The 17,954-nt window shown below is 68.6% G+C and carries 17 protein-coding genes and 1 tRNA gene; 8 read left to right on the top strand and 10 right to left on the bottom strand.

Going from position 1 to position 17,954, the window contains the following annotated elements:
* Positions 1 to 18: 18 nt before the first annotated feature.
* The 3 genes from G6N23_RS18895 to G6N23_RS18885 are packed head-to-tail and all read right to left on the bottom strand — an operon-like array spanning position 19 to position 2,738.
* Complete coding sequence (locus G6N23_RS18895) at positions 19 to 969, bottom strand: 2-hydroxyacid dehydrogenase (RefSeq protein WP_085260891.1); 951 nt, start codon at positions 967 to 969, stop codon at positions 19 to 21.
* Positions 966 to 2,081 carry an alpha/beta hydrolase family protein gene (locus tag G6N23_RS18890; protein WP_085260659.1) on the bottom strand — a complete coding sequence of 372 codons (1,116 nt, stop codon included), beginning with the start codon at positions 2,079 to 2,081 and terminating at the stop codon, positions 966 to 968. The genes G6N23_RS18895 and G6N23_RS18890 overlap by 4 nt, the downstream gene beginning before the upstream one ends.
* 3 nt (positions 2,082 to 2,084) lie before the next feature.
* Positions 2,085 to 2,738, bottom strand: a complete 654-nt coding sequence (locus G6N23_RS18885) for a TetR/AcrR family transcriptional regulator (protein WP_095173676.1) — start codon at positions 2,736 to 2,738, stop codon at positions 2,085 to 2,087.
* Positions 2,739 to 2,827: 89 nt separating this feature from the next.
* Between G6N23_RS18885 and G6N23_RS18880 the strand changes: the two genes are divergently transcribed.
* Entirely contained in the window at positions 2,828 to 3,403 is a 576-nt protein-coding gene (locus G6N23_RS18880) for a VOC family protein (protein WP_085260660.1), read from the top strand.
* Here the strand turns inward: G6N23_RS18880 and G6N23_RS18875 are convergent.
* Entirely contained in the window at positions 3,400 to 4,047 is a 648-nt protein-coding gene (locus G6N23_RS18875; protein WP_085260893.1) for a TetR/AcrR family transcriptional regulator, read from the bottom strand. The two genes, G6N23_RS18880 and G6N23_RS18875, sit on opposite strands and share 4 nt — an antisense overlap.
* Before the next feature lie 67 nt (positions 4,048 to 4,114).
* Between G6N23_RS18875 and G6N23_RS18870 the strand changes: the two genes are divergently transcribed.
* Together G6N23_RS18870 and G6N23_RS18865 are read left to right on the top strand one after the other, a co-directional pair.
* Positions 4,115 to 5,023: an oxygenase MpaB family protein gene (locus G6N23_RS18870; RefSeq protein WP_085260894.1), complete on the top strand. Its 909-nt coding sequence runs from the start codon at positions 4,115 to 4,117 to the stop codon at positions 5,021 to 5,023.
* A 265-nt stretch (positions 5,024 to 5,288) separates the two neighbouring features.
* A complete protein-coding gene (locus G6N23_RS18865; RefSeq protein ID WP_085260661.1) occupies positions 5,289 to 6,254 on the top strand; it encodes a hypothetical protein in 966 nt (321 codons plus the stop codon).
* Between the two features lie 64 nt (positions 6,255 to 6,318).
* Here the strand turns inward: G6N23_RS18865 and selB are convergent, their stop codons facing one another.
* The 3 genes from selB to G6N23_RS18850 all read right to left on the bottom strand — a co-directional run bounded on the left by selB (position 6,319) and on the right by G6N23_RS18850 (position 9,542).
* Positions 6,319 to 8,115, bottom strand: coding sequence for a selenocysteine-specific translation elongation factor (gene selB / locus G6N23_RS18860; protein WP_085260895.1), 1,797 nt, complete (start codon positions 8,113 to 8,115; stop codon positions 6,319 to 6,321).
* 13 nt (positions 8,116 to 8,128) lie between these two features.
* Positions 8,129 to 9,436, bottom strand: coding sequence for an L-seryl-tRNA(Sec) selenium transferase (gene selA, locus G6N23_RS18855; protein ID WP_085260662.1), 1,308 nt, complete (start codon positions 9,434 to 9,436; stop codon positions 8,129 to 8,131).
* Positions 9,437 to 9,447: 11 nt separating this feature from the next.
* Positions 9,448 to 9,542 (bottom strand) — tRNA-Sec (locus G6N23_RS18850).
* Between the two features lie 120 nt (positions 9,543 to 9,662).
* On the opposite strand from G6N23_RS18850, the gene selD reads away from it, so the two are divergent.
* Both selD and G6N23_RS18840 read left to right on the top strand, forming a co-directional pair.
* Positions 9,663 to 10,649 (top strand): selenide, water dikinase SelD, encoded by a 987-nt coding sequence (selD, locus tag G6N23_RS18845; protein ID WP_085260663.1) that lies wholly within the window; start codon positions 9,663 to 9,665, stop codon positions 10,647 to 10,649.
* Entirely contained in the window at positions 10,646 to 10,858 is a 213-nt protein-coding gene (locus tag G6N23_RS18840; protein WP_085260664.1) for a hypervirulence associated TUDOR domain-containing protein, read from the top strand. Before selD ends, G6N23_RS18840 begins: the two co-directional genes overlap by 4 nt.
* On the opposite strand, the gene nrfD is transcribed toward G6N23_RS18840, so the two are convergent.
* The 3 genes from nrfD to fdh form a co-directional block, all read right to left on the bottom strand.
* Positions 10,855 to 11,832: an NrfD/PsrC family molybdoenzyme membrane anchor subunit gene (gene nrfD / locus G6N23_RS18835; protein ID WP_234808600.1), complete on the bottom strand. Its 978-nt coding sequence runs from the start codon at positions 11,830 to 11,832 to the stop codon at positions 10,855 to 10,857. The genes G6N23_RS18840 and nrfD overlap by 4 nt on opposite strands.
* Before the next feature lie 74 nt (positions 11,833 to 11,906).
* On the bottom strand, positions 11,907 to 12,881 hold the full coding sequence (locus G6N23_RS18830) for a 4Fe-4S dicluster domain-containing protein (protein ID WP_085260666.1): 975 nt from the start codon (positions 12,879 to 12,881) through the stop codon (positions 11,907 to 11,909).
* Positions 12,881 to 16,171 carry a formate dehydrogenase gene (gene fdh / locus G6N23_RS18825; RefSeq protein ID WP_085260667.1) on the bottom strand — a complete coding sequence of 1,097 codons (3,291 nt, stop codon included), beginning with the start codon at positions 16,169 to 16,171 and terminating at the stop codon, positions 12,881 to 12,883. The genes G6N23_RS18830 and fdh overlap by 1 nt, the downstream gene beginning before the upstream one ends.
* Before the next feature lie 89 nt (positions 16,172 to 16,260).
* Here fdh and fdhD point away from each other — a divergent pair, with 89 nt between their 5' ends.
* From fdhD to G6N23_RS18805, 3 genes are all read left to right on the top strand, one after another.
* Complete coding sequence (gene fdhD, locus G6N23_RS18815) at positions 16,261 to 17,085, top strand: formate dehydrogenase accessory sulfurtransferase FdhD (protein ID WP_085260668.1); 825 nt, start codon at positions 16,261 to 16,263, stop codon at positions 17,083 to 17,085.
* Positions 17,086 to 17,305: 220 nt separating this feature from the next.
* The gene (locus tag G6N23_RS18810) at positions 17,306 to 17,599 is read left to right on the top strand and encodes a type VII secretion protein EsxS (protein WP_085260669.1); all 294 of its coding nucleotides are present in this window, start codon (positions 17,306 to 17,308) and stop codon (positions 17,597 to 17,599) included.
* A 34-nt stretch (positions 17,600 to 17,633) separates the two neighbouring features.
* Complete coding sequence (locus G6N23_RS18805) at positions 17,634 to 17,921, top strand: WXG100 family type VII secretion target (RefSeq protein ID WP_085260670.1); 288 nt, start codon at positions 17,634 to 17,636, stop codon at positions 17,919 to 17,921.
* The last annotated feature ends 33 nt before the right edge of the window (positions 17,922 to 17,954 follow it).

Here is a 17,954-nt window from a genome sequence, read left to right as displayed (position 1 = left end):
GTGGACGTAGTGGTCAAACTAACAACCGGTCGGTTGGTTGACCACGTGGGCCAGGGGTTGGCCGTCTCGCAACCGACGGCAGTTGTCGACGGCCGCGGTCAGATAACGGCGCATGGTGTCGGCGGTATACCAGCTGACATGCGGGGTCAGCACCACGTTGTCCAGGCCGAGCAGGGGGTTGTCCGCGCCGACGGGTTCGACGGCAAACACGTCGAGCCCCGCCCCGGCCAGCCGTCCGGTGGCCAGTGCCTCGGCCAGGGCGGGTTCGTCGACGACGTCACCGCGTGAGGTGTTGATCAGAATCGCGTCCGGCTTCATGCGCGCCAAGCCGGCGCGGTCGATCAGGCCCGCGGTCGCCTCGGTGAGCGGCACGTGCAGCGACAACACGTCGGCTTCGGTCAGCAGATCCGGCAGCGGCCGCCACCCGGGCCGACCGTCGTCGCGGGTGCTGGTGTGCAGTACGCGGGCGCCCATGGCGGTCACCATCCCGGCCACCCGCTGGGCGATGCTGCCGTAGCCGACCAGGCCGACGGTGCAGCCGCCGATGTCGCGGCAGTACTCACCGAGATCGGGATCGGTGGGCCAGCCGCGGCCCCGACGGGTCGAGCGATCCAGCGGTAGCAGCCGGCGCAGCACGGCCAGCATCAGCAGGACGGTGCCTTCGGCCACCGATGCGGCGTTGGCGCCCGGCATGTTGGCCACCGCGACACCGCATTCGGTGGCGGTGTCGACATCGATGGTGTTGATCCCGACGCCGAACTTCTGCACCAGCCGTAGTCGGGGCCCGCTGCGCAGGTCCTGCCCGGTCAGCGGCCGCAGCACATGCCAGATCACCTCGGCATCAGTCAGTTCGCGACGGAAGGTGGTGTCGTCGTCGGCGGCACACCACCGGATGTCCAGCCAATCGGATTCGGGCGCAACGAAATCGCTGACCTTCGGGCCGGGTACGAAGTGCGCCAGGACCCTCAACCCCACCGTTGGCCTATCCACTCGGCGATGATGTCGGCCTGAATGTCGCGGGCACCCGGGGTGGCGAAGTAGTGGTCGGTGTCGACGCTGCGCAGGGTCTTGTCGGTCGCGGCCAGGCCGGCGTGAATGCGCTCGGCGTCCGACGGGAATACCCCGGTGTCGGCCTCGGCGTTGATCACCAGCGCGGGCTCATGGATCCGGCCCAGGTGCGGTTCGGCGCTGGTCTGGGCGGTGCGCAGGCTCCACATTCCGAGCCAGTTGCGCAGGGTGCAGGACGCGGCGATACCCCGCGCGGACCGGTTGGCCTTGACCGGCACACCGGCGTAGCACATGTTGGGCGCACGAGTGGTGGGCTCCAGGGTCGGGTCGACCATGCGCGGGTCGGCCCACGTCCGCATCACGCTGAACGGTCGGTCGGAGAACCCCTCGGCGCCAATGCGTTTCAGCTCGGCTTCGGCCCAGTCGGTGATGGCGTGGTTGCGGGCGACCTGTGCGGCGCGGTAGCGGGTGATGAATTCCGGTGCGTAGGGCGGGCCGTTACCCTCGGCGAAGATGTCGAGGTCGGGATCGGACTGCACGGGGTCGTTCTCGTCGACGACGGCACCGTCCATCCAGGCGGTCAGCACCTCGGGACGCCCGGGGTGGGCGGCACTGGCGACGTAGCCGTCGGCGGGTAGCAGGTCGGTGAGCCCGGCCGCGGGCCGCATCCCGGGCAGCGGCGTGACGTTGGGGTGATGCGCCTGCGACTGGTAGGCCGCCATCAATGACCCGCCGCCGGAGTTACCCAGCAGCACCACCGTCTTCACGCCGGCCACCTCGCGCAACCACCGGACGCCGACCCCGATGTCCACCAGGGCGTGGTCGAGCAGAAAGTTGCTTTCGAAGCCGCGGAAGCGGGTGTTCCAACCCAGAAAGCCGATCCCGCGGGCAGCCATGAAATCGGCGAGGTAGTGCTCGCTGAAGTCGATCTGGTAGTGGGTGGCGATCATCGCCACATCCGGATTATGGCCTGCGGCACGGTGATACAGGCCCTGACAGGGGTGTCCTCCGGCCCCGGCGCGGTCCGCGGTGGGAGACGGCAGGCCGATGAACTCCCGGATGATCTCCGTCATGGTCTAAGAACCTTCCTCGGCGTAGATGGCCCGATAGAACACGTTGGCCAGGGTGCGGATGCAGGCGTCGTCATCGGGGTCGGCCGGCTCGGAGCCCGCGGGACGCGGCGTGGCCAGTTGGACGTAGCAGAACTGGTTGAGCATCGACACGATCGCCACCGCGAGCAGTTCCGGGTCGTCGTCGGCGCAGTAGCCGTCGGATTGGGCGCGCTTGACCATTTCGACGATGAAAGACGCTGGTACCGCGCATATTTCCGCCCAGTACCGGGCGAAGTCGTCGTTGACCATCGCCAGCTGGGAGACCCCGACCATCTCGGCCAACCGGTTGCGGTAGGTGTGCCAGTGCGCGGCGGCGGCCTGCTCGATCCGCTCCCGGTTGGACAGGCCGTGGCGCACCGCGCTGGATGCGCGTTCGCCGGCCTCGTCGCGAAATCGCAGTGCCCACTCGCGGACCATGGCCTCTTTGGAGTCGTAGTAGTTGTAGAACGACGCCGCCGACCGGCCGGCCTCGGCGGCGATGTCGGCGATGGTCGTGGCCAGGACACCTTTGCGGGCGATCACCGAGCGCGCCGCCGAGTCGATCGCGGCCTGGGTGCGCCGGCCCCGGTGGGTGGGTAACGGGGCGCGCGGAGCGGGCTGCTCGGAGAGGGGCGCCACCGAATCACCGATTCCTGTCACTGGAGGGTCTGGATAAGAACTGAATCTGATGTTAGATTCAGTTTCGGGTCTTGACCAGAGGAGTCGCCATGATCAAACCGCGCGGTGTCAACGCCGAGTTCGAGATCAGCGGAATCAATCACGTCGCGTTGGTCTGTGCCGACATGGCGCGAACGGTCGACTTCTACAGCAATGTGCTCGGCATGCCGCTGGTCAAGTCACTGGACCTGCCCGGCGGGATCGGTCAGCACTTCTTCTTCGATGCCGGCAACGGTGACTGCGTCGCGTTCTTCTGGTTCGCCGACGCTCCCGACCGCGTACCTGGAATCTCATCGCCGGCCGCCATTCCCGGCATCGGTGAGATCACCAGCGCGGTGAGCAGCATGAACCACCTCGCGTTCCACGTGCCGGCCGAGAAGTTCGATGCTTATCGCCAGCGCCTCAAGGACAAGGGTGTGCGCGTCGGCCCCGTCCTCAATCACGACATGTCCGACTACCAGGTCAGCGCAACCCTGCACCCCGGCGTCTATGTGCGGTCGTTCTACTTCTTCGACCCGGATGGAATTACGTTGGAATTCGCCTGTTGGACAAAAGAATTCACTGCAGACGAGGAGCACGCCACACCGAAGACCCAGGCCGACCGGCGGGTTCCGGCGGCACCCTAGTCCCGATACAGGCTCGGATCGCCGAGTTTGTCCAACAGCGCGGCCAACTGCTCGATCAACGACTCGGGTTTGAATCGCACTTCGCCGGCCAGCCAGGCGCTGATCGTCTGGGCCACCCCGCCGACGACGAAGTGTCCAGCGGCCTTGATCCGGTCGTTCTCCGGCAGGCGCAGGGCGGTGCCGGCGTGCTGACCGGACAACATCGCCAGCAGTGCGCTGGATTCCACCCGCTTGCGCACGACGACCGCGTTGCTCAGATGCACGCTGAACAACAGCCGCCCGATCCGCGCATCGCCGACGATGGTCCGCACGATGTTGGCGATGCCGGCCCGGGTCTGCTGGTCGGGCGGCGCCGACGTCACGATCGACTGTGTCTTGGCAGCCAGGTCGGCGATGACGGAGTCGAAGACCGCACTGACGAATTCGTCTTTGTCGGCGAAGCTTTCGTAGAAATAGCGCGCGGTCAGGCCGGCCTGCCGGCAGATACCGCGCACCGTCAACTCGGGGATCTGCGGCACCTCGGCCCCGAGCAGATCGAGTCCGGCCTCTAGGAGCCGGGCCCGACGCGATGCACGCCGGTCGGCGGCGTCGACACCGCCGTACGGGCGCGTTCCCGAGACATTGGTGTCGACCATGCCCATCATCTTGACACCGAGGCCGAACACGGAGCAATATCAGGAAACACATGTTCTCAGAATTGGGGTGGCGGCGATGACGGCAAGCGCATTGCTTCAGCAGGTCGAGCGGCCGGTCAGTGCACCACCGGACCCGAGCCGTCGCCGCGCTCCCAGGCAGCGCGGGGGCCTGGACATGTCCGACGGCCTGTTCGGTATGTCGTTGATAGCCGGCTCGGCCAACGTGATCATGCAGTTGGCGCGCCCGGGTGTGGGCTACGGGGTGGTGGAGAGCAAGGTCGACAGCGGCCGCGCCGATCTGCACCCGATCAAGCGGGCCCGCACCACGATCGGCTACCTGGCGGTGGTGGCCCTGGGCACCGAGGCCGAACGGCAGGCGTTCAAGAAGGCGGTCGACAGCGCCCATCGTCAGGTCCGCTCCACCAAGGGCAGCCCGGTCAAGTACAACGCCTTCGACCCGGAACTGCAGTTGTGGGTGGCGGCGTGCTTGTACAAGGGATCGGTCGACCTCTACCGGATGTTCTACGGCGAGATCGACGAGGAGGAGGCCGACCAGCAATACCAAGAGGCCAAGATCTTCGGCACCGCGTTGCAGATGAACGAGGAGATGTGGCCGGCCGACCGAGCGGCGTTCGACAAGTACTGGCAGGACCAGCTGGACTCCAACATCCACATCGATGGGCGGGTCCGCGACTACCTGTACCGCATCGCCGCGGCCCGGATGCGTGGGCTGACCCTGCCCGGCCCGCTGCACAAGCTGGTGGAAGGGCCGATGCTGTTCATCACGACCGGCTTTCTGCCGCAACGGTTCCGAGACGAGATGCGGCTGCCGTGGGATGCCAACAAACAGCGTCAGTTCGACGCCCTGATCGCACTGTTGCGGATCGTCAACAACGCCACGCCGGGGCCAGTGCGACGCTTCCCGTTCAACGCCTTGATGACCGACATGCGGTGGCGGATGCGGACCGGCCGGCCGCTGGTGTGAGGTGCGCTGACCGCCACTGCTTCGTCCCCTGGTTAGCGCCGTCAGGTGGTAGGACGCCAGGTACGGAGCCGCGACCGGCGAGGAACGAACTGCACACCGCGGCGGCGAAGGCGAGAGCGAATCCCGCGACAAACGCGGAGATCAAGGGAATCCGTTAGTTCCCAAAAACAACCTGTGAGAAAACTTGACGCAGAATCGGGACAGCCCTACAGTTACGCTACCGTCAATAGAAAAAGAACGACGGTTTCTAACAAGGGAGAATGTCATGAAGTTCCGTGCACTGGGTGTGGCGGTAGGTGGCGCCGCGGCAGCGGCGTTCCTGGCGGCCGGGACTGCCAACGCCGACACGGCCGAAACGCCGGCGCCTACGTGGACGCCGGTGTACCAGATCGACACCGCGGAGGTCCTCCAGCAGGCGAACTCGTTCATCAACACGTGGGCCGTCGGGTCCACTTTCGTCAGCAGCGAGGCCACGCTGGTGGGAACGACGTACCTCACGCCGTCGACGGGTGGGCTCAACACCCTGTTCATCGACGAGGCCACCAAGGACGTCTACAACCAGAATCAGCTGGGTCTGGGCTTCACCAACCTGTACTACGACGCCGACGGTGACGGCAAGGACGTCGTCGACATCCTGAAGACGCCGTTCGGAAACTTCAACATGTCATCGATGGCGTCGTTGTTCGCCCCTGCCGACGTGTCGACGCTGACCGAGGCCTCGCCGGAGAAGGCGCTGGAGAGCGCCGGGCTGTACAGCGCGCTGAACCTGGCGTATGGCAAGGACATTCCGGAGAACCTGACCTGGACGCCGGTGTACGGCACCGACGACGCCCAGTTGCTCGTCGACAACGATCCGTTCTCGCAGACCTGGAAGCTGGATGCCACCTTCGTTCCCAGTGCGGGCGACACGCTGGTTGGTACCAACTACCTCACGGAGTCGCTGTTCGGCGCCGGGATCAACGACGTGTTCGTCACCGACGATGGCGACGTCTACGCCCAGAACCAGCTGGGCTTCGGCATCACCAATCTCTACTACAACGCCGCCGGTGACGACACTGCCGCCGTCGACTTCCTCAAGACGCCGTTCGGCAACATCGACATGTCGTGGGCGGCGTCGTGGTTCGCGCCGGCCGACTACTCCGACGTCGACGTGATCACCCCCGACGCCGACCTGGCAGCCGCCGGTCTGTACAGCGCGCTCGACCTCGGCTTGCCGACGCCGGACGCGTAACCGACCACAACAGCACGCACGAAATGCCCCGGCTCGCCGGGGCATTTCGTGTTTGCGGGACCTGTTAGCGCACCACTTCGCGCTGGACGGCATCGATCCGCCGGGTCCAGCCCCGAGCGTCGAGGTACTCCAGTAGCGGGATCATCACCCGTCGGGTGGTGTGCAGCGCTTGCCGGGCCTGGCTGGCGGTGAACGGCTGATCCAGCCGAGCAAGCTCCCGCATCGCCATGGCGGGCGCGGTCGGCAACAGCACCAGGTGATCGGTGAGCCGCAACAGCCGCCCGACCCGTTCGGCCGCGGCCAGCTCACGGGAGCCCAGGTGCAGCGCGGCCAGGTCGTCGGCTTCCGGTGCATGGAACGGATCGGCGGCCAACCGCGATTCGAGCTCGGCGATCGCGGCGTCGGCCGGTCCCAGATCGCCGGGCGGGCCGGGCAGCCGGATCAGCCCGTGGTGCTGCTCCAGGCCGGTGCTGTAGACGACGTCGTCGAGCAGGGCCGGATCGGGGAGGGCTAACACGTCCACGGCTGCACCCCGGGAGAGCCCGGCGGCCAACGGATCTCGCTGCCGCAGTTCGTGCACTTCGGTCTGCAGGCGCTCCCGCCAGGCGTCGTAGGTGGGGGCATGCACCCACCAGTCGCCGATCACTCGGACGTGGGCGGGCACCGTGGTGTAGTCGCAGCCCAGGATGTGCAGTCGCTGTCGGGTGACGGCGCCGCGCCGCGCCACCTCGGCGTACGCCCGGCCGGTGTGATCAGTCAGATCCATTTCGGCCAGTGCGGCGGACCGCCGGCTCGCGTCGCCGCGCCGGTGCAGGGCGGGCGGGTCGGCGTCGAGCACCAGCGCCCCGCCGAGCAGGCGGCGGCTGCCGGGGTTGCGCAGCAGCAATCGGTCGCCGGGGATGAGCGGCAGCGGGCGCTGCAGGGTGAGCCGGGCATGGTCGTCGTCGAAACGCCGCAATCTCGCCGGTATCGCCGCGGTTCCGATGTGCACGGTGAGCTGTTCCGGCGCCGTGCCCAGCCCAGCTCCGGTGCTGCGCCGCACGTCGATGATTCCGGTGCGGCGCCAACTGTCCGGCGTGGTCAAGGCGGCACCGCGATGCACCGCATCGACGGCGATGCCACGCAGGTTGACCGCGACCCGAGCTGTGGGCCCAACAGTGGTCATCGGTTCACCGCAGCACTGCAGACCGCGGACGTCCACCGGCGCAAGTCGATCCCCGGCGAGCAGGTCCAGGTGGTCGCCACGGGTCAGCGTGCCGGAAGTCAGCGTGCCGGTCACGACCGTCCCGGCACCGCTGACCGGAAACACCCGATCCACCCATAGCCGCACCCGCCCGTCGGCTCGAGGCGCAGGCACGCCGGCCAGTACGTCGTCGAGGGCGGTGCGCAGCCGGTCCAGCCCGGTTCCGTCGACCGCCGACACGGCGACGACCGGGGCATCGCGCAGGCCGGTCTGGGCCAGCTCGATTCGGGCTTGCTCCGACACTTCATCGACACGTTGCGCGGTGGCGCGATCGGCGCGGGTGAGCACCACCAGGCCGTGCGAAACACCCAGGGCGGCAACGGCGTCGCGGTGATCATCGGATTGCGCACACCAACCCTCGTCGGAGGCGACCACGAAGCACACCGCCGGGGCGGGACCGAGCCCGGCCAGGGTATTGGGCAGAAACCGCTCGTGGCCCGGCACGTCGACGAAAGCCACCTGCCGGCCGGACGGCAGCCTGGTCCAGGCGAACCCCAGATCGATGGTGAGCCCGCGGCGGCGCTCCTCGGCCCAGCGGTCGGGCTCCATGCCGGTGAGCGCGCGCACCAGGGTGGATTTGCCGTGATCGACGTGGCCGGCGGTGGCGACTACGAACATGGTCGGAACACGCTCAGCCGATCCGGTCGAGGGCGGCCCGTACCGCGGCCAGCAGTCGCTCATCGTCATCCGGCGGAACGCAGCGCAGATCGAGCAGGCAGGCGCCGTCGTGTACCCGGGGCAGTACCGCGGGCTCGCCGGTGCGCAGCGCGGCGGCGACGGCCTCGGGCAGCCGGACCGCCCAGCCCCGCAGGGGTACGCCGGGGGCGCCACCGCCACCGACCCGGCCGTCGTGGGCGACCACGCCGGCCCCTACCGCGGCAGCCAACCGTTCAGCCCGGGTGCGCAAGTGATCCGGGTCGGCGTGCAGCGCCTGGGTCACCGGGGCGGCCGCGCCGGCGACGGTTGCCTCCAGTGCGGCCAGTGCGAGCTTGTCGGCGCGGACGGCACGAGCCAGCGGGTGCCGCGCGAGCCGGGTGATGATCTCGGCGCGGCCCAACACCATTCCGGCCTGCGGCCCGCCGAGCAGCTTGTCGCCGCTGGCAGTGACGACATCGGCGCCGTCGGAGAGCGCGGTGGCCGCATCCGGCTCCTCGGGCAGCAACGGGTCGGGCCCCAGCAGGCCGCTGCCCAGGTCGGCTACCAGTGGGACGCCGTATTCGCTTGCCAGTGGCCGTAATTCGCGCAGTCCGACGGCGGCGGTGAAGCCGAGCACGGCGAAGTTGCTGGGATGCACCTTGAGGATGCAGCCGGTTTGTGGGCCGAGGGCTTCGGCGTAGTCGCGCAGGTGGGTGCGGTTGGTGGTGCCCACTTCGCGCAGCGCCGCGCCGGTGGATGCGATCAGGTCCGGCAGCCGGAAGCCGGCTCCGATCTCGATCAGCTCACCCCGGCTGACCACCACCTCTTTGCCGGCCGACAGCGCGGTGGTGGCCAACACCAGGGCGGCGGCACCGTTGTTGACCACCAGCGCGTCCTCGGCGGCCGGGCAGGCGGCCCGCAGCGCGGCCCGGGCGGCGACACCACGCTGGGACCGGGCGCCGGTGGTCAGGTCGAGTTCGACGTCCACATAACCGCTGGCCGCGACCAGCGCATCGACTGCCGCCTTCGATAGCGGGGCGCGACCGAGGTTGGTGTGTACCACTACGCCGGTGGCGTTGAGCACCGGCCGCAGGGTGGTTGCCGAACTGTGCGAAAGCTGCTCCAGCAAAGAGGATTTCACCTGCTCGGGATCAAGATCGCCGCGCCGCGCCCGGTCCTGGGCGTCGCGCACCAGGGCGCGGACGACGTGGTCGCCCAGCCGGGTGCGTGCCTCGGCCACCGCCGGCAGCGTCAGCAGTGCGTCGGTACGCGGAATGCCGCGACGCGGATCGATCTGGCTCACAGCGCCTCCTATGGCGGAGGCGGACGGGAATCGAACCCGCCAGACCGAGCTGCTCGGCCTCACCGGTTTTGAAGACCGGGGAGCCCACCAGGACCCAAACGCCTCCGAGGATCAACCTATCGGCTGAGCTGCCCCGCGCGCGGTAAGTCACATCCGTCTCGGGCGTCCCGTGGCTGGACCAGGACGTCCTCACCTGCCCGGTGGTGCGTCAAGGGACACTGAACGGATGAATCCAGATGTCGTCCGGCTGACCGGCTACGCGCACGGCGGCGGCTGCGCCTGCAAGATCCCGCCCGGTGAACTGGAGGACGCGGTACGCGGCCTGGTCGGGCAGCCACACGATCGGGTCCTGGTCGGTCTCGATGACGGCGATGACGCGGCCGCGGTGCTGGTGCGTGACGACCTTGCGGTGCTGTCCACCGCGGACTTCTTCACCCCCGTCGTCGACGACGCCTTCGACTGGGGCCGAATCGCCGCCGCCAACGCGCTCTCGGACATCTACGCGATGGGTGGAACCCCGGTGGTGGCGATCAACTTGGTCGGGTGGCCACGGGAGACGCTTCCCATGGCGCTCTTGACCGAGGTGCTACGCGGCGGACTGGAGGTCGCGCAGCAGGCGGGCTGCCCGGTGATCGGAGGGCACTCCATCGACGACCCGGAGCCGAAGTACGGCATGGCGGTCACCGGGGTGGCCGACCCGAACCGGTTGCTGCGCAACGACGCCGCGGTGCCCGGGCTGCCGCTGACGTTGACCAAACCGATCGGGGTGGGGCTGCTCAACAACCGGCACAAGCGCACCGGTGAGGTGTGCGCCGAGGCGGTGTCGGTGATGACGGAGCTGAACCGCGACGCCGCGCAGGCCGCGTTGGCGCACGGTGTCGGGGCGGCCACCGACGTCACCGGCTTCGGACTGCTGGGTCACCTCCACAAGATGTGTCGGGCCTCGGGCGTGGGCGCGGTGATCGACCATGCGGCAGTGCCGGTCATCGAGGACGCCCGCGGGGCGTTGCGTGACGGGTATGTCTCCGGCGGCAGCCGGCGCAACCTGGACTGGGTGCGTCCGCACCTGCGCCCCGGCCCCGGAATCAGCGAGGATGAGCTGCTGCTGCTGGCCGACGCCCAGACCTCCGGTGGCCTGCTGGTTGTCGGAGAGCTTCCCGGGTATCCGGTGATCGGGCATACCGTGACCGGAAGTGGAATCGAGGTGCGATGAGCAAGTTCAAAGTCGGCGATCACGTGCGATGGAACTCCGAGGCCGGGCACGTGACCGGCAAGATCACCAAGGTCCATACCAAAGACACCGAATACAAGGGACACACCCGACGCGCCAGCCCCGATGAGCCGCAGTACGAGATCAAAAGCGACAAGACCGACCACATCGCCATGCACAAGGGATCGGCGCTGGAGAAGCTCAGGGATTAGCCCGCCGTGGTGATCGAATCCCCGGTGATGCCCGCTGCACGTCGTGCCGCCAGGCGGCGTTTCTGCGGCTCGATCGTGTAGCGCGGGTCCTTGGCCGATTCGATGCCGGCCTCGAACACCCCGAACCGGGTCAGCGCAGAGGCTGCCAGCAGCGCCAGCCCCGATACCGCCGCCACCGCGCGATTCCGCCCACCCAGTAACGTCCCGACGCCGCCGGCGACCGCCAGGCGTTCACTGGCCCGCAGCATCGTCCCGGCGCGGCCCCGATGCAGCGGTTCGGCGGCGACCGGGTCCATCCGGTGCGCCATGGCGCGCGTCGCGATCACATCGCCGAGCACCCCGAGCACGGCCAGCCGTCGCGCCGGCCCGGCCTCGCCCACCGGGGTGGTCAGCATCGCCAGCCCGCCGGAAGCCAGGCTCGCCGAGCTGACGAACACGAACGGCAGGTCGCGGTGCGCGTCGTGCCAGGTCGGGGTGGCAGTGTCGCCCAGCAGCACCGCGGTGTAGACGGCCAGCGGGGCCGCGAACGCGGCGGCCTCCAGGCCGGCCGGACCCTCCGCGGCGCGCAGCACCCCGCGCAGCGGGCCCAGCGGCAACCGCCCGCCGGTCATCCGATCCACCTCGGCGGCGGCGGCGACCGCGGTGCCGGCACCGAACCCGGACAGGATCCACGAGCCCAGGCTCATCGGTGAGGTCAGTTTGATCGTGCGCAGCATGTTGATGAAGCGTTCCGGGCGACCGAGGTCGCTGATCAGGGCCGCCGCGCTCAACACGATCGCCACCAGCGCCGCCAACCGCGAGTTGCGCCGCAACACGTTTCGGCCGGTGAGCTGGGCGCCGGCGGCCAGCAGGCCGGAGCCGCCCGCCAGGCCGCCGAGGAACAGGTACGCGGCGATCTCATGGGACCACGGCGCGGGCTTGACCACCGGGCGCCCGTAGTAGGAGGTGAACTGCACATCGGGCACCATCGGCATCTCGCGGCCGCCGTCGCCGCCGCCCCGGCGCCGGCGTCGGCCGCCGCTGCGCCGTGGACCATCCGGCACCGTGCTCACGAGCGTCCCCCCAGGAATGCGAGCGCGGCGGCGGCCAGCATGCCGGCCGCGGCCAGTGCCGAGCGCTTGAACATCGCCGGCAGGTCCGCGGTGCCCACCCGCGGATCCGGTGGCAGGCCGTACACCTCCGGCTCGTCGAGCAGCAGGAAAACCGACCCGGTGCCGCCGACCCCGTCGTGTTCATTGGCGCCGTAGAGCCGGGCCTCGGTGCGGCCCTGTGCGTGCAGCCGGGCCACCCGCCGGCGGGCGTCGGCGACGAGCTCATCGTGGTCGCCGAACTTGATCGATTCGGTCGGGCAGGTCTTTGCGCACGCCGGGATCTCGCCGTCGCCCAACCGGTCGTAGCACATGGTGCATTTCTGGGCTATGCCGGAGTTGCGCACCCCGGGGGCTTCGCCGCGGGCCGTCCTCGGTGCCGCCGTGCCGTCGGTGCGGCGCTCGATGACGCCGAACGGGCACGCCGGCACGCAGTTGCCGCAGCCGTTGCAGACGTCGTCCTGCACCACCACCGTGCCGAACTCGGTGCGAAACAGCGCGCCCGTGGGGCAGACGTCCAGACATCCGGCGTGAGTACAGTGTTTGCACACGTCCGAGGACATCAACCAGCGGAACTGATCCGTGTCGGGCGGCGCGACATCCGCGGTGGCTTCTAGGCCGCCAGGCATTTTCGGCATGCCCAGGCTGATCAGCCGCCGGCCGGACTCGCGAGCCTCCTCGATCGCGTCGCGGCCCTGCTCGATGAACGCGACGTGCCGCCAGGTGTTGGCGCCCAGGGCGCCGGTGTTGTCATAGGACGACCCGAGCAGCTCCAGCTCGCCGTCGGCCGGGTTGTGATTCCACTCCTTGCAGGCCACCTCGCAGGCCTTGCACCCGATGCAGATCGAGGTGTCGGTGAAAAACCCCTTGCGCGGGGGTTGCGAGGGCCACCGGGCATCGGCAGCGGGGTCGGTCGGTCCGGACAGTTGGCCCATCAGCCCCGCCTCTCCGGGTCGATATCGGTATTTCCGGTCTCCGGTGTTGCGCCGGAACGGCTTTGGTACTCGGCGATCAGGCGCAGCAATTCCGCGCCGTGCGGGCGCCGGCCCGGCCGGATGTCACACGACCCGGCCTTGGATTCCTGGATCTGCACGTTGGGGTCCAGGGTCACCCCGAGCAGATCGTTGGCGGCATCCCCGCTCACCACCGCGTCGCCGCCGACTCCCCAGTGGTACGGCAACCCGATCTGGTGCACGGTGTGCCCGCCCACGATCAGCGGCGTCATCCGGTCGGTCACCAGCACCCGCGCCTCGATCGCCGCCCGCGGCGAGATGATGGTGGCCCAGCCGTAGTTCTCCAGGCCCCGCTCGGCGGCCAGGGCGGGGGAGACCTCGCAGAACATCTCCGGTTGCAGCTCGGCCAGGTACGGCAGCCAGCGGCTCATCCCGCCGGCGGTGTGGTGCTCGGTGAGCCGGTAGGTGGTGAACACGTACGGGTAGACATCGGCGCCGGGCTCCCCTGCGCTCGGAGCCGACAGATTGTCTTTGCGGGGGAAGGTGATTCGGGCGGGATTGCGCTGCTGGCGATAAACAGCGTTGGCGACCGGCGACTCCTGCGGCTCGTAGTGGGTCGGCAGCGGCCCGTCCACCAGACCCTTGGGTGCGAACAGCCAGCCCTTGCCGTCGGGTTGCATGACGAACGGGTCGTCGCCGGCCAACGCGTCCGGACCACCCGAGGCCGGATCGGGTCGAGCACCCGGGGCACGGTCGATCACGAAGTCGGGCACATCATGGCCGGTCCAGCGGCCGGCCTGGGCATCCCACCAGACGTAGCGTTTGCGTTCACTCCACGGCACCCCGTCCGGGTCGGCCGACGCGCGGTTGTACAGGATCCGGCGGTCGGCCGGCCAGGCCCAACCCCATTCGGATTGGTTGGGGCTCGGGCCGCCGCGCGGCACCCGGCGGGCGGCCTGGTTGACGCCGTCGGCGTACACCCCGGAATAGATCCAGCAGCCGGCGGCGGTGGAGCCGTCGGCGCGCAGCTCGGTGTAGGACGACACCGGGCGGCCCGCGTCGTCGCCGGTGAGCTGCCGGCCGTTGATCTCGGCCAGCACGGACTCCGGATCGGGTTCCCCGTGCTCATCGACCGGGTAATCCCAGACCAGATCCAGCAGCGGCCGGTCCCGCGGATCCGTCGACCCGGCGAGCTTGGCGCGGATTCGGTTGCCCAGCTCGATGAAGAATTGCAGCTCGCTGATGCAGTCTCCCGGCGGGGCGACGGCCTGATGACGCCATTGCAGCAGCCGCTGGGTCTGGGTGAACGTCCCGGCCTTCTCGACGTGGCCGGCCGCCGGCAAGAAGAACACCTCGGTCTCATTGTCTTGCGCGCGCAGCTCTCCGGAGGCGATCTCCGGGCCGTCCTTCCACCAGGTGGCGGACTCGATCAGGTTCAGGTCCCGCACCACCAGCCACTTCAGGTGCGACATGCCCAACCGTTGTTGGCGGCCGTTGGCCGAACCGACCGCCGGGTTCTGGCCGAGCAGGAAGTAGCCCTCCACTTCGTCGGCCAGCATTCCGGTCACGGCCTGATAGGTGCCGTGTGGGCCGGTCAGCTTCGGCAGGTAGTGGTAAGCCCAGTCGTTGTCGGCGGTGGCGGCGTCGCCCCACCACGCCTTGAGCAGGCTGACCAGGTACGCGTCGGCGTTGGCCCAAAACCCCTTCTGGCTCTTCGATCCGACCCGGTCCAGGTACTGCTCCAGGGTGTCGTCGCGCCCGGCCTTGGGCATCGGCAGGTAGCCGGGCAGCAGGTCGTAGAGCGTCGGGATGTCGGTGGAGCCCTGAATGCTGGCGTGCCCGCGCAGCGCCATGATGCCGCCGCCGGGCCGGCCCACGTTGCCCAGCAGCAGCTGCAGGATCGCCGCGGTGCGGATGTACTGGGCGCCCAGGGTGTGCTGCGTCCAGCCCACCGCGTAGGCGAAACAGGTGGTGCGTTCGCGTCCCGAGTTGGCCGTGACCGCGCGTGCCAGGTAGCCGAACGCCTCGGTGTCGATGCCGCAGACGTCGCGGACCATCTCCGGCGTGTAGCGCGCGTAGTGCCGCTTGAGGATCTGGAACACTGTGCGCGGGTGGGTCAGGCTTTCGTCGCGCCGCACCCGGGCGTGTTCGAGTGCCGGTCCGCCGCTGCCCAGCGTCTCACCGGCCGAGCGCCCCGATGCGCTGGCGCCGTGCTCATGGCCGCCGCCGGGTGAGCCGATGTCGTCGCCCCCGGCGTCCGCACTTTGGTAGGCCCAACTCGACGGGTCGTAGTGCCCGGTCTGCGGATCGAATCCGGAGAACAGCCCGCCCAGGTCCTCGGTGTCGCGGAAGTCCTCACTGACCAGCGTCGCGGCATTGGTGTAGGCCAGCACGTAGTCACGGAACCACAGGTCGTGGGTGAGCACGTGGTTGATCAGCGCACCCAGCAGCACCACGTCGGAGCCGGCCCGGATCGGAATGTGCTTGTCGCACACCGCCGAGGTGCGGGTGAACCGCGGGTCGACGTGGATCACCACCGCGCCGCGGGCCCTGGCTTCTTCGACCCACTGGAACCCGACCGGATGGCACTCGGCCATGTTGGAGCCCTGGATGACGATGCAGTCGGCGTTCGCCATGTCTTGCAGGGTCTGCGTCGCGCCACCGCGACCGAAGGAGGCTCCCAGACCGGGAACCGTGGCGGAGTGTCAAATACGAGCTTGGTTGTCGATCTGAATCACGCCGGCGGCGGTGAAGAGTTTCTTGATGACGTAGTTCTCTTCGTTGTCCAGCGTGGCGCCGCCCAGCGAGGCGATCCCCATCGTTCGGTGCAGCGCGCGCCCCTTCTCGTCGTGGTCCTGCCAGGCGTTGCGCCGCGACGCGATGAACCTCTCGGCCACCATGTCGATCGCGGTGTCCAGTTCCAGCGGCTGCCACTGCGTCGCCCGCGGGGCCCGGTAGAGCACGGTGATCTGCCGGCCCGGGGAGTTGACCAGCTGTTCGCTTGCCGAGCCCTTCGGGCACAGCCGCCCGCGGGAGATCGGCGAATCCGGATCACCCTCGATCTGCACGACCTTCTCGTCCTTGACGTAGACGCGCTGACCACAGCCGACCGCGCAGTACGGGCAGACACTGCTCACCACCCGGTCGGCGGTCGCGGTTCGCGGTGCGATGGCGCGGGTGCGTTCGGAGGTGACGGCCGGCCCGCGGCCGAACACATCGCCGGTGCGCAGTTGCCGGATTACCGGCCACTCCAGGAATTTTCGCTGAACCATCTCGCCAGCGTAGCCCCGGCGTGCTCGAACGACCCGCCATTCCGGGGCAACCGGGCACGGGGCCGCATCGGACCCGGGATGATGGGGCGATGAGTCGGATTACGCAGCGTCGGCGGGTCAGCCACCTTGCCGCCGGTGACGCGACGCAGCGGCCCGAGACGCTGGCGGTCGAGGAACCGCTGGAGATCCGGCTGGGCGGTGTTCCGCTGACGGTCACGATGCGCACGCCGGGATCGGATATCGAGCTGGCGCAGGGCTTTCTGCTCACCGAGGGAATCATCGCCAGGCGCGATGACGTGCTGACCGCGCGATACTGCGCCCACCCGGACGGAACCAACACCTACAACGTGCTGGACGTGACGCTGGCCCCGGGCGTCCCGCCGCCGGCGGTCGACGTCACCCGCAACTTCTACACCACCTCGTCCTGCGGAATCTGCGGCAAAGCCTCGCTGGAAGCGGTGCGCCTTGCCAGCCGCCACAGCCCCGGCGACGACCCGGTTCGTCTTACCGCGGCGGCGCTGACGGCGATGCCCGATCAGTTGCGGGCCGCCCAGGATGTCTTCGCCACCACAGGCGGCCTGCATGCCGCGGCGCTGTTCGACTTCACCGACGGCGGCAGTATGCGGGTGGTCCGCGAGGACGTCGGCCGGCATAACGCCGTCGACAAGGTGATCGGGTGGGCACTCGAACACGCCGCGGTGCCGCTGACCGGGAGCGTGCTGCTGGTCAGCGGGCGGGCCTCGTTCGAGCTGACCCAGAAGGCGGTGATGGCCGGGATTCCGGTGCTGGCCGCGCTCTCGGCCCCGTCGTCGCTGGCCGTCGACTTGGCCGTCGAATCTGGATTGACCCTGGTGGCCTTTCTGCGGGGCGCTTCGATGAACGTTTACAGCCGGCCCGACCGCATCGTCGGCTGACAGGTCCGCAATCGCGGATATATCACCGGTCAACGATTCGTAGATCCTGTTAAATACCGGATGATTTGCCCTCAGCTGTTGACCTGACCGACGTCCCCGGGCGTACCGTCATTCCAGTGCCGCAGCGACTCCGCGACGACGCGGGCAGCGACTTGTCGCGGCCCGGGAACCGGACCGGCGTGGTTCGCGACTAACCGGTAGTGGAGAAAGGAGTGCGGTGATGAGTTTGTTGGATGCCCATATTCCGCAGTTGGTGGCGTCGGAGTCGGCGTTTGGGGCTAAGGCGGCGTTGATGCGTTCGACGATGGCGCAGGCCGAGCAGGCGGCGTTGTCGGCGCAGGCGTTTCATGTCGGTGAGGCGGCGGCGGCGTTTCAGGGGTCGCATGCGCGGTTTGTGGCGATGGCGGCGCGGGTGAATGCGTTGCTGGATATGGCGCAGGTGAATCTGGCTGATGCGGGCAGTACTTATGTCGCGGCTGATGCTGCTGCGGCGTCGGGTTACACCGGGGTTTAAGGGATATCGGGGCCAGAGAAAGGAACACAGTCTGATGTCGCAGATTATGTACAACTACCCGGCGATGCTGGCTCATGCCGCGGAGATGAATGGGTATGCGGGCACGTTGCAGGCGGTGGGTGCTGATATCGCCAGTGAGCAGGCGGCGTTGTCGGCGGCGTGGCAGGGCGATACGGGGATGACGTATCAGGCGTGGCAGGTGCAGTGGAATCAGGCGATGGAGGAGTTGGTGCTGGCTTATCGTGCGATGGCGAGCACGCATGAGACCAACACCTTGATGATGAACGCCCGCGACACCGCCGAAGCCGCCAAGTGGGGCTGACCGGTCGGGGACCGCGAGTAATCGGGGATTCCT

Source organism: Mycolicibacter terrae, assembly GCF_010727125.1.
GTDB classification, from domain to species: Bacteria; Actinomycetota; Actinomycetes; order Mycobacteriales; family Mycobacteriaceae; genus Mycobacterium; species Mycobacterium terrae.
This window is presented reverse-complemented; position numbering and strand designations above follow the sequence as displayed.

Coding starts and splice junctions, on each gene's coding strand:
- G6N23_RS18890 (WP_085260659.1), bottom strand. CDS start 2,081: ATGACGGAGATCATCCGGGAGTTCATCGGCCTGCCGTCTCCCACCGCG.
- G6N23_RS18880 (WP_085260660.1), top strand. CDS start 2,828: ATGATCAAACCGCGCGGTGTCAACGCCGAGTTCGAGATCAGCGGAATC.
- G6N23_RS18875 (WP_085260893.1), bottom strand. CDS start 4,047: ATGATGGGCATGGTCGACACCAATGTCTCGGGAACGCGCCCGTACGGC.
- G6N23_RS18870 (WP_085260894.1), top strand. CDS start 4,115: ATGACGGCAAGCGCATTGCTTCAGCAGGTCGAGCGGCCGGTCAGTGCA.
- G6N23_RS18865 (WP_085260661.1), top strand. CDS start 5,289: ATGAAGTTCCGTGCACTGGGTGTGGCGGTAGGTGGCGCCGCGGCAGCG.
- selB (WP_085260895.1), bottom strand. CDS start 8,115: ATGTTCGTAGTCGCCACCGCCGGCCACGTCGATCACGGCAAATCCACC.
- selD (WP_085260663.1), top strand. CDS start 9,663: ATGAATCCAGATGTCGTCCGGCTGACCGGCTACGCGCACGGCGGCGGC.
- G6N23_RS18840 (WP_085260664.1), top strand. CDS start 10,646: ATGAGCAAGTTCAAAGTCGGCGATCACGTGCGATGGAACTCCGAGGCC.
- nrfD (WP_234808600.1), bottom strand. CDS start 11,832: ATGCCGATGGTGCCCGATGTGCAGTTCACCTCCTACTACGGGCGCCCG.
- G6N23_RS18830 (WP_085260666.1), bottom strand. CDS start 12,881: ATGGGCCAACTGTCCGGACCGACCGACCCCGCTGCCGATGCCCGGTGG.
- fdhD (WP_085260668.1), top strand. CDS start 16,261: ATGAGTCGGATTACGCAGCGTCGGCGGGTCAGCCACCTTGCCGCCGGT.
- G6N23_RS18810 (WP_085260669.1), top strand. CDS start 17,306: ATGAGTTTGTTGGATGCCCATATTCCGCAGTTGGTGGCGTCGGAGTCG.
- G6N23_RS18805 (WP_085260670.1), top strand. CDS start 17,634: ATGTCGCAGATTATGTACAACTACCCGGCGATGCTGGCTCATGCCGCG.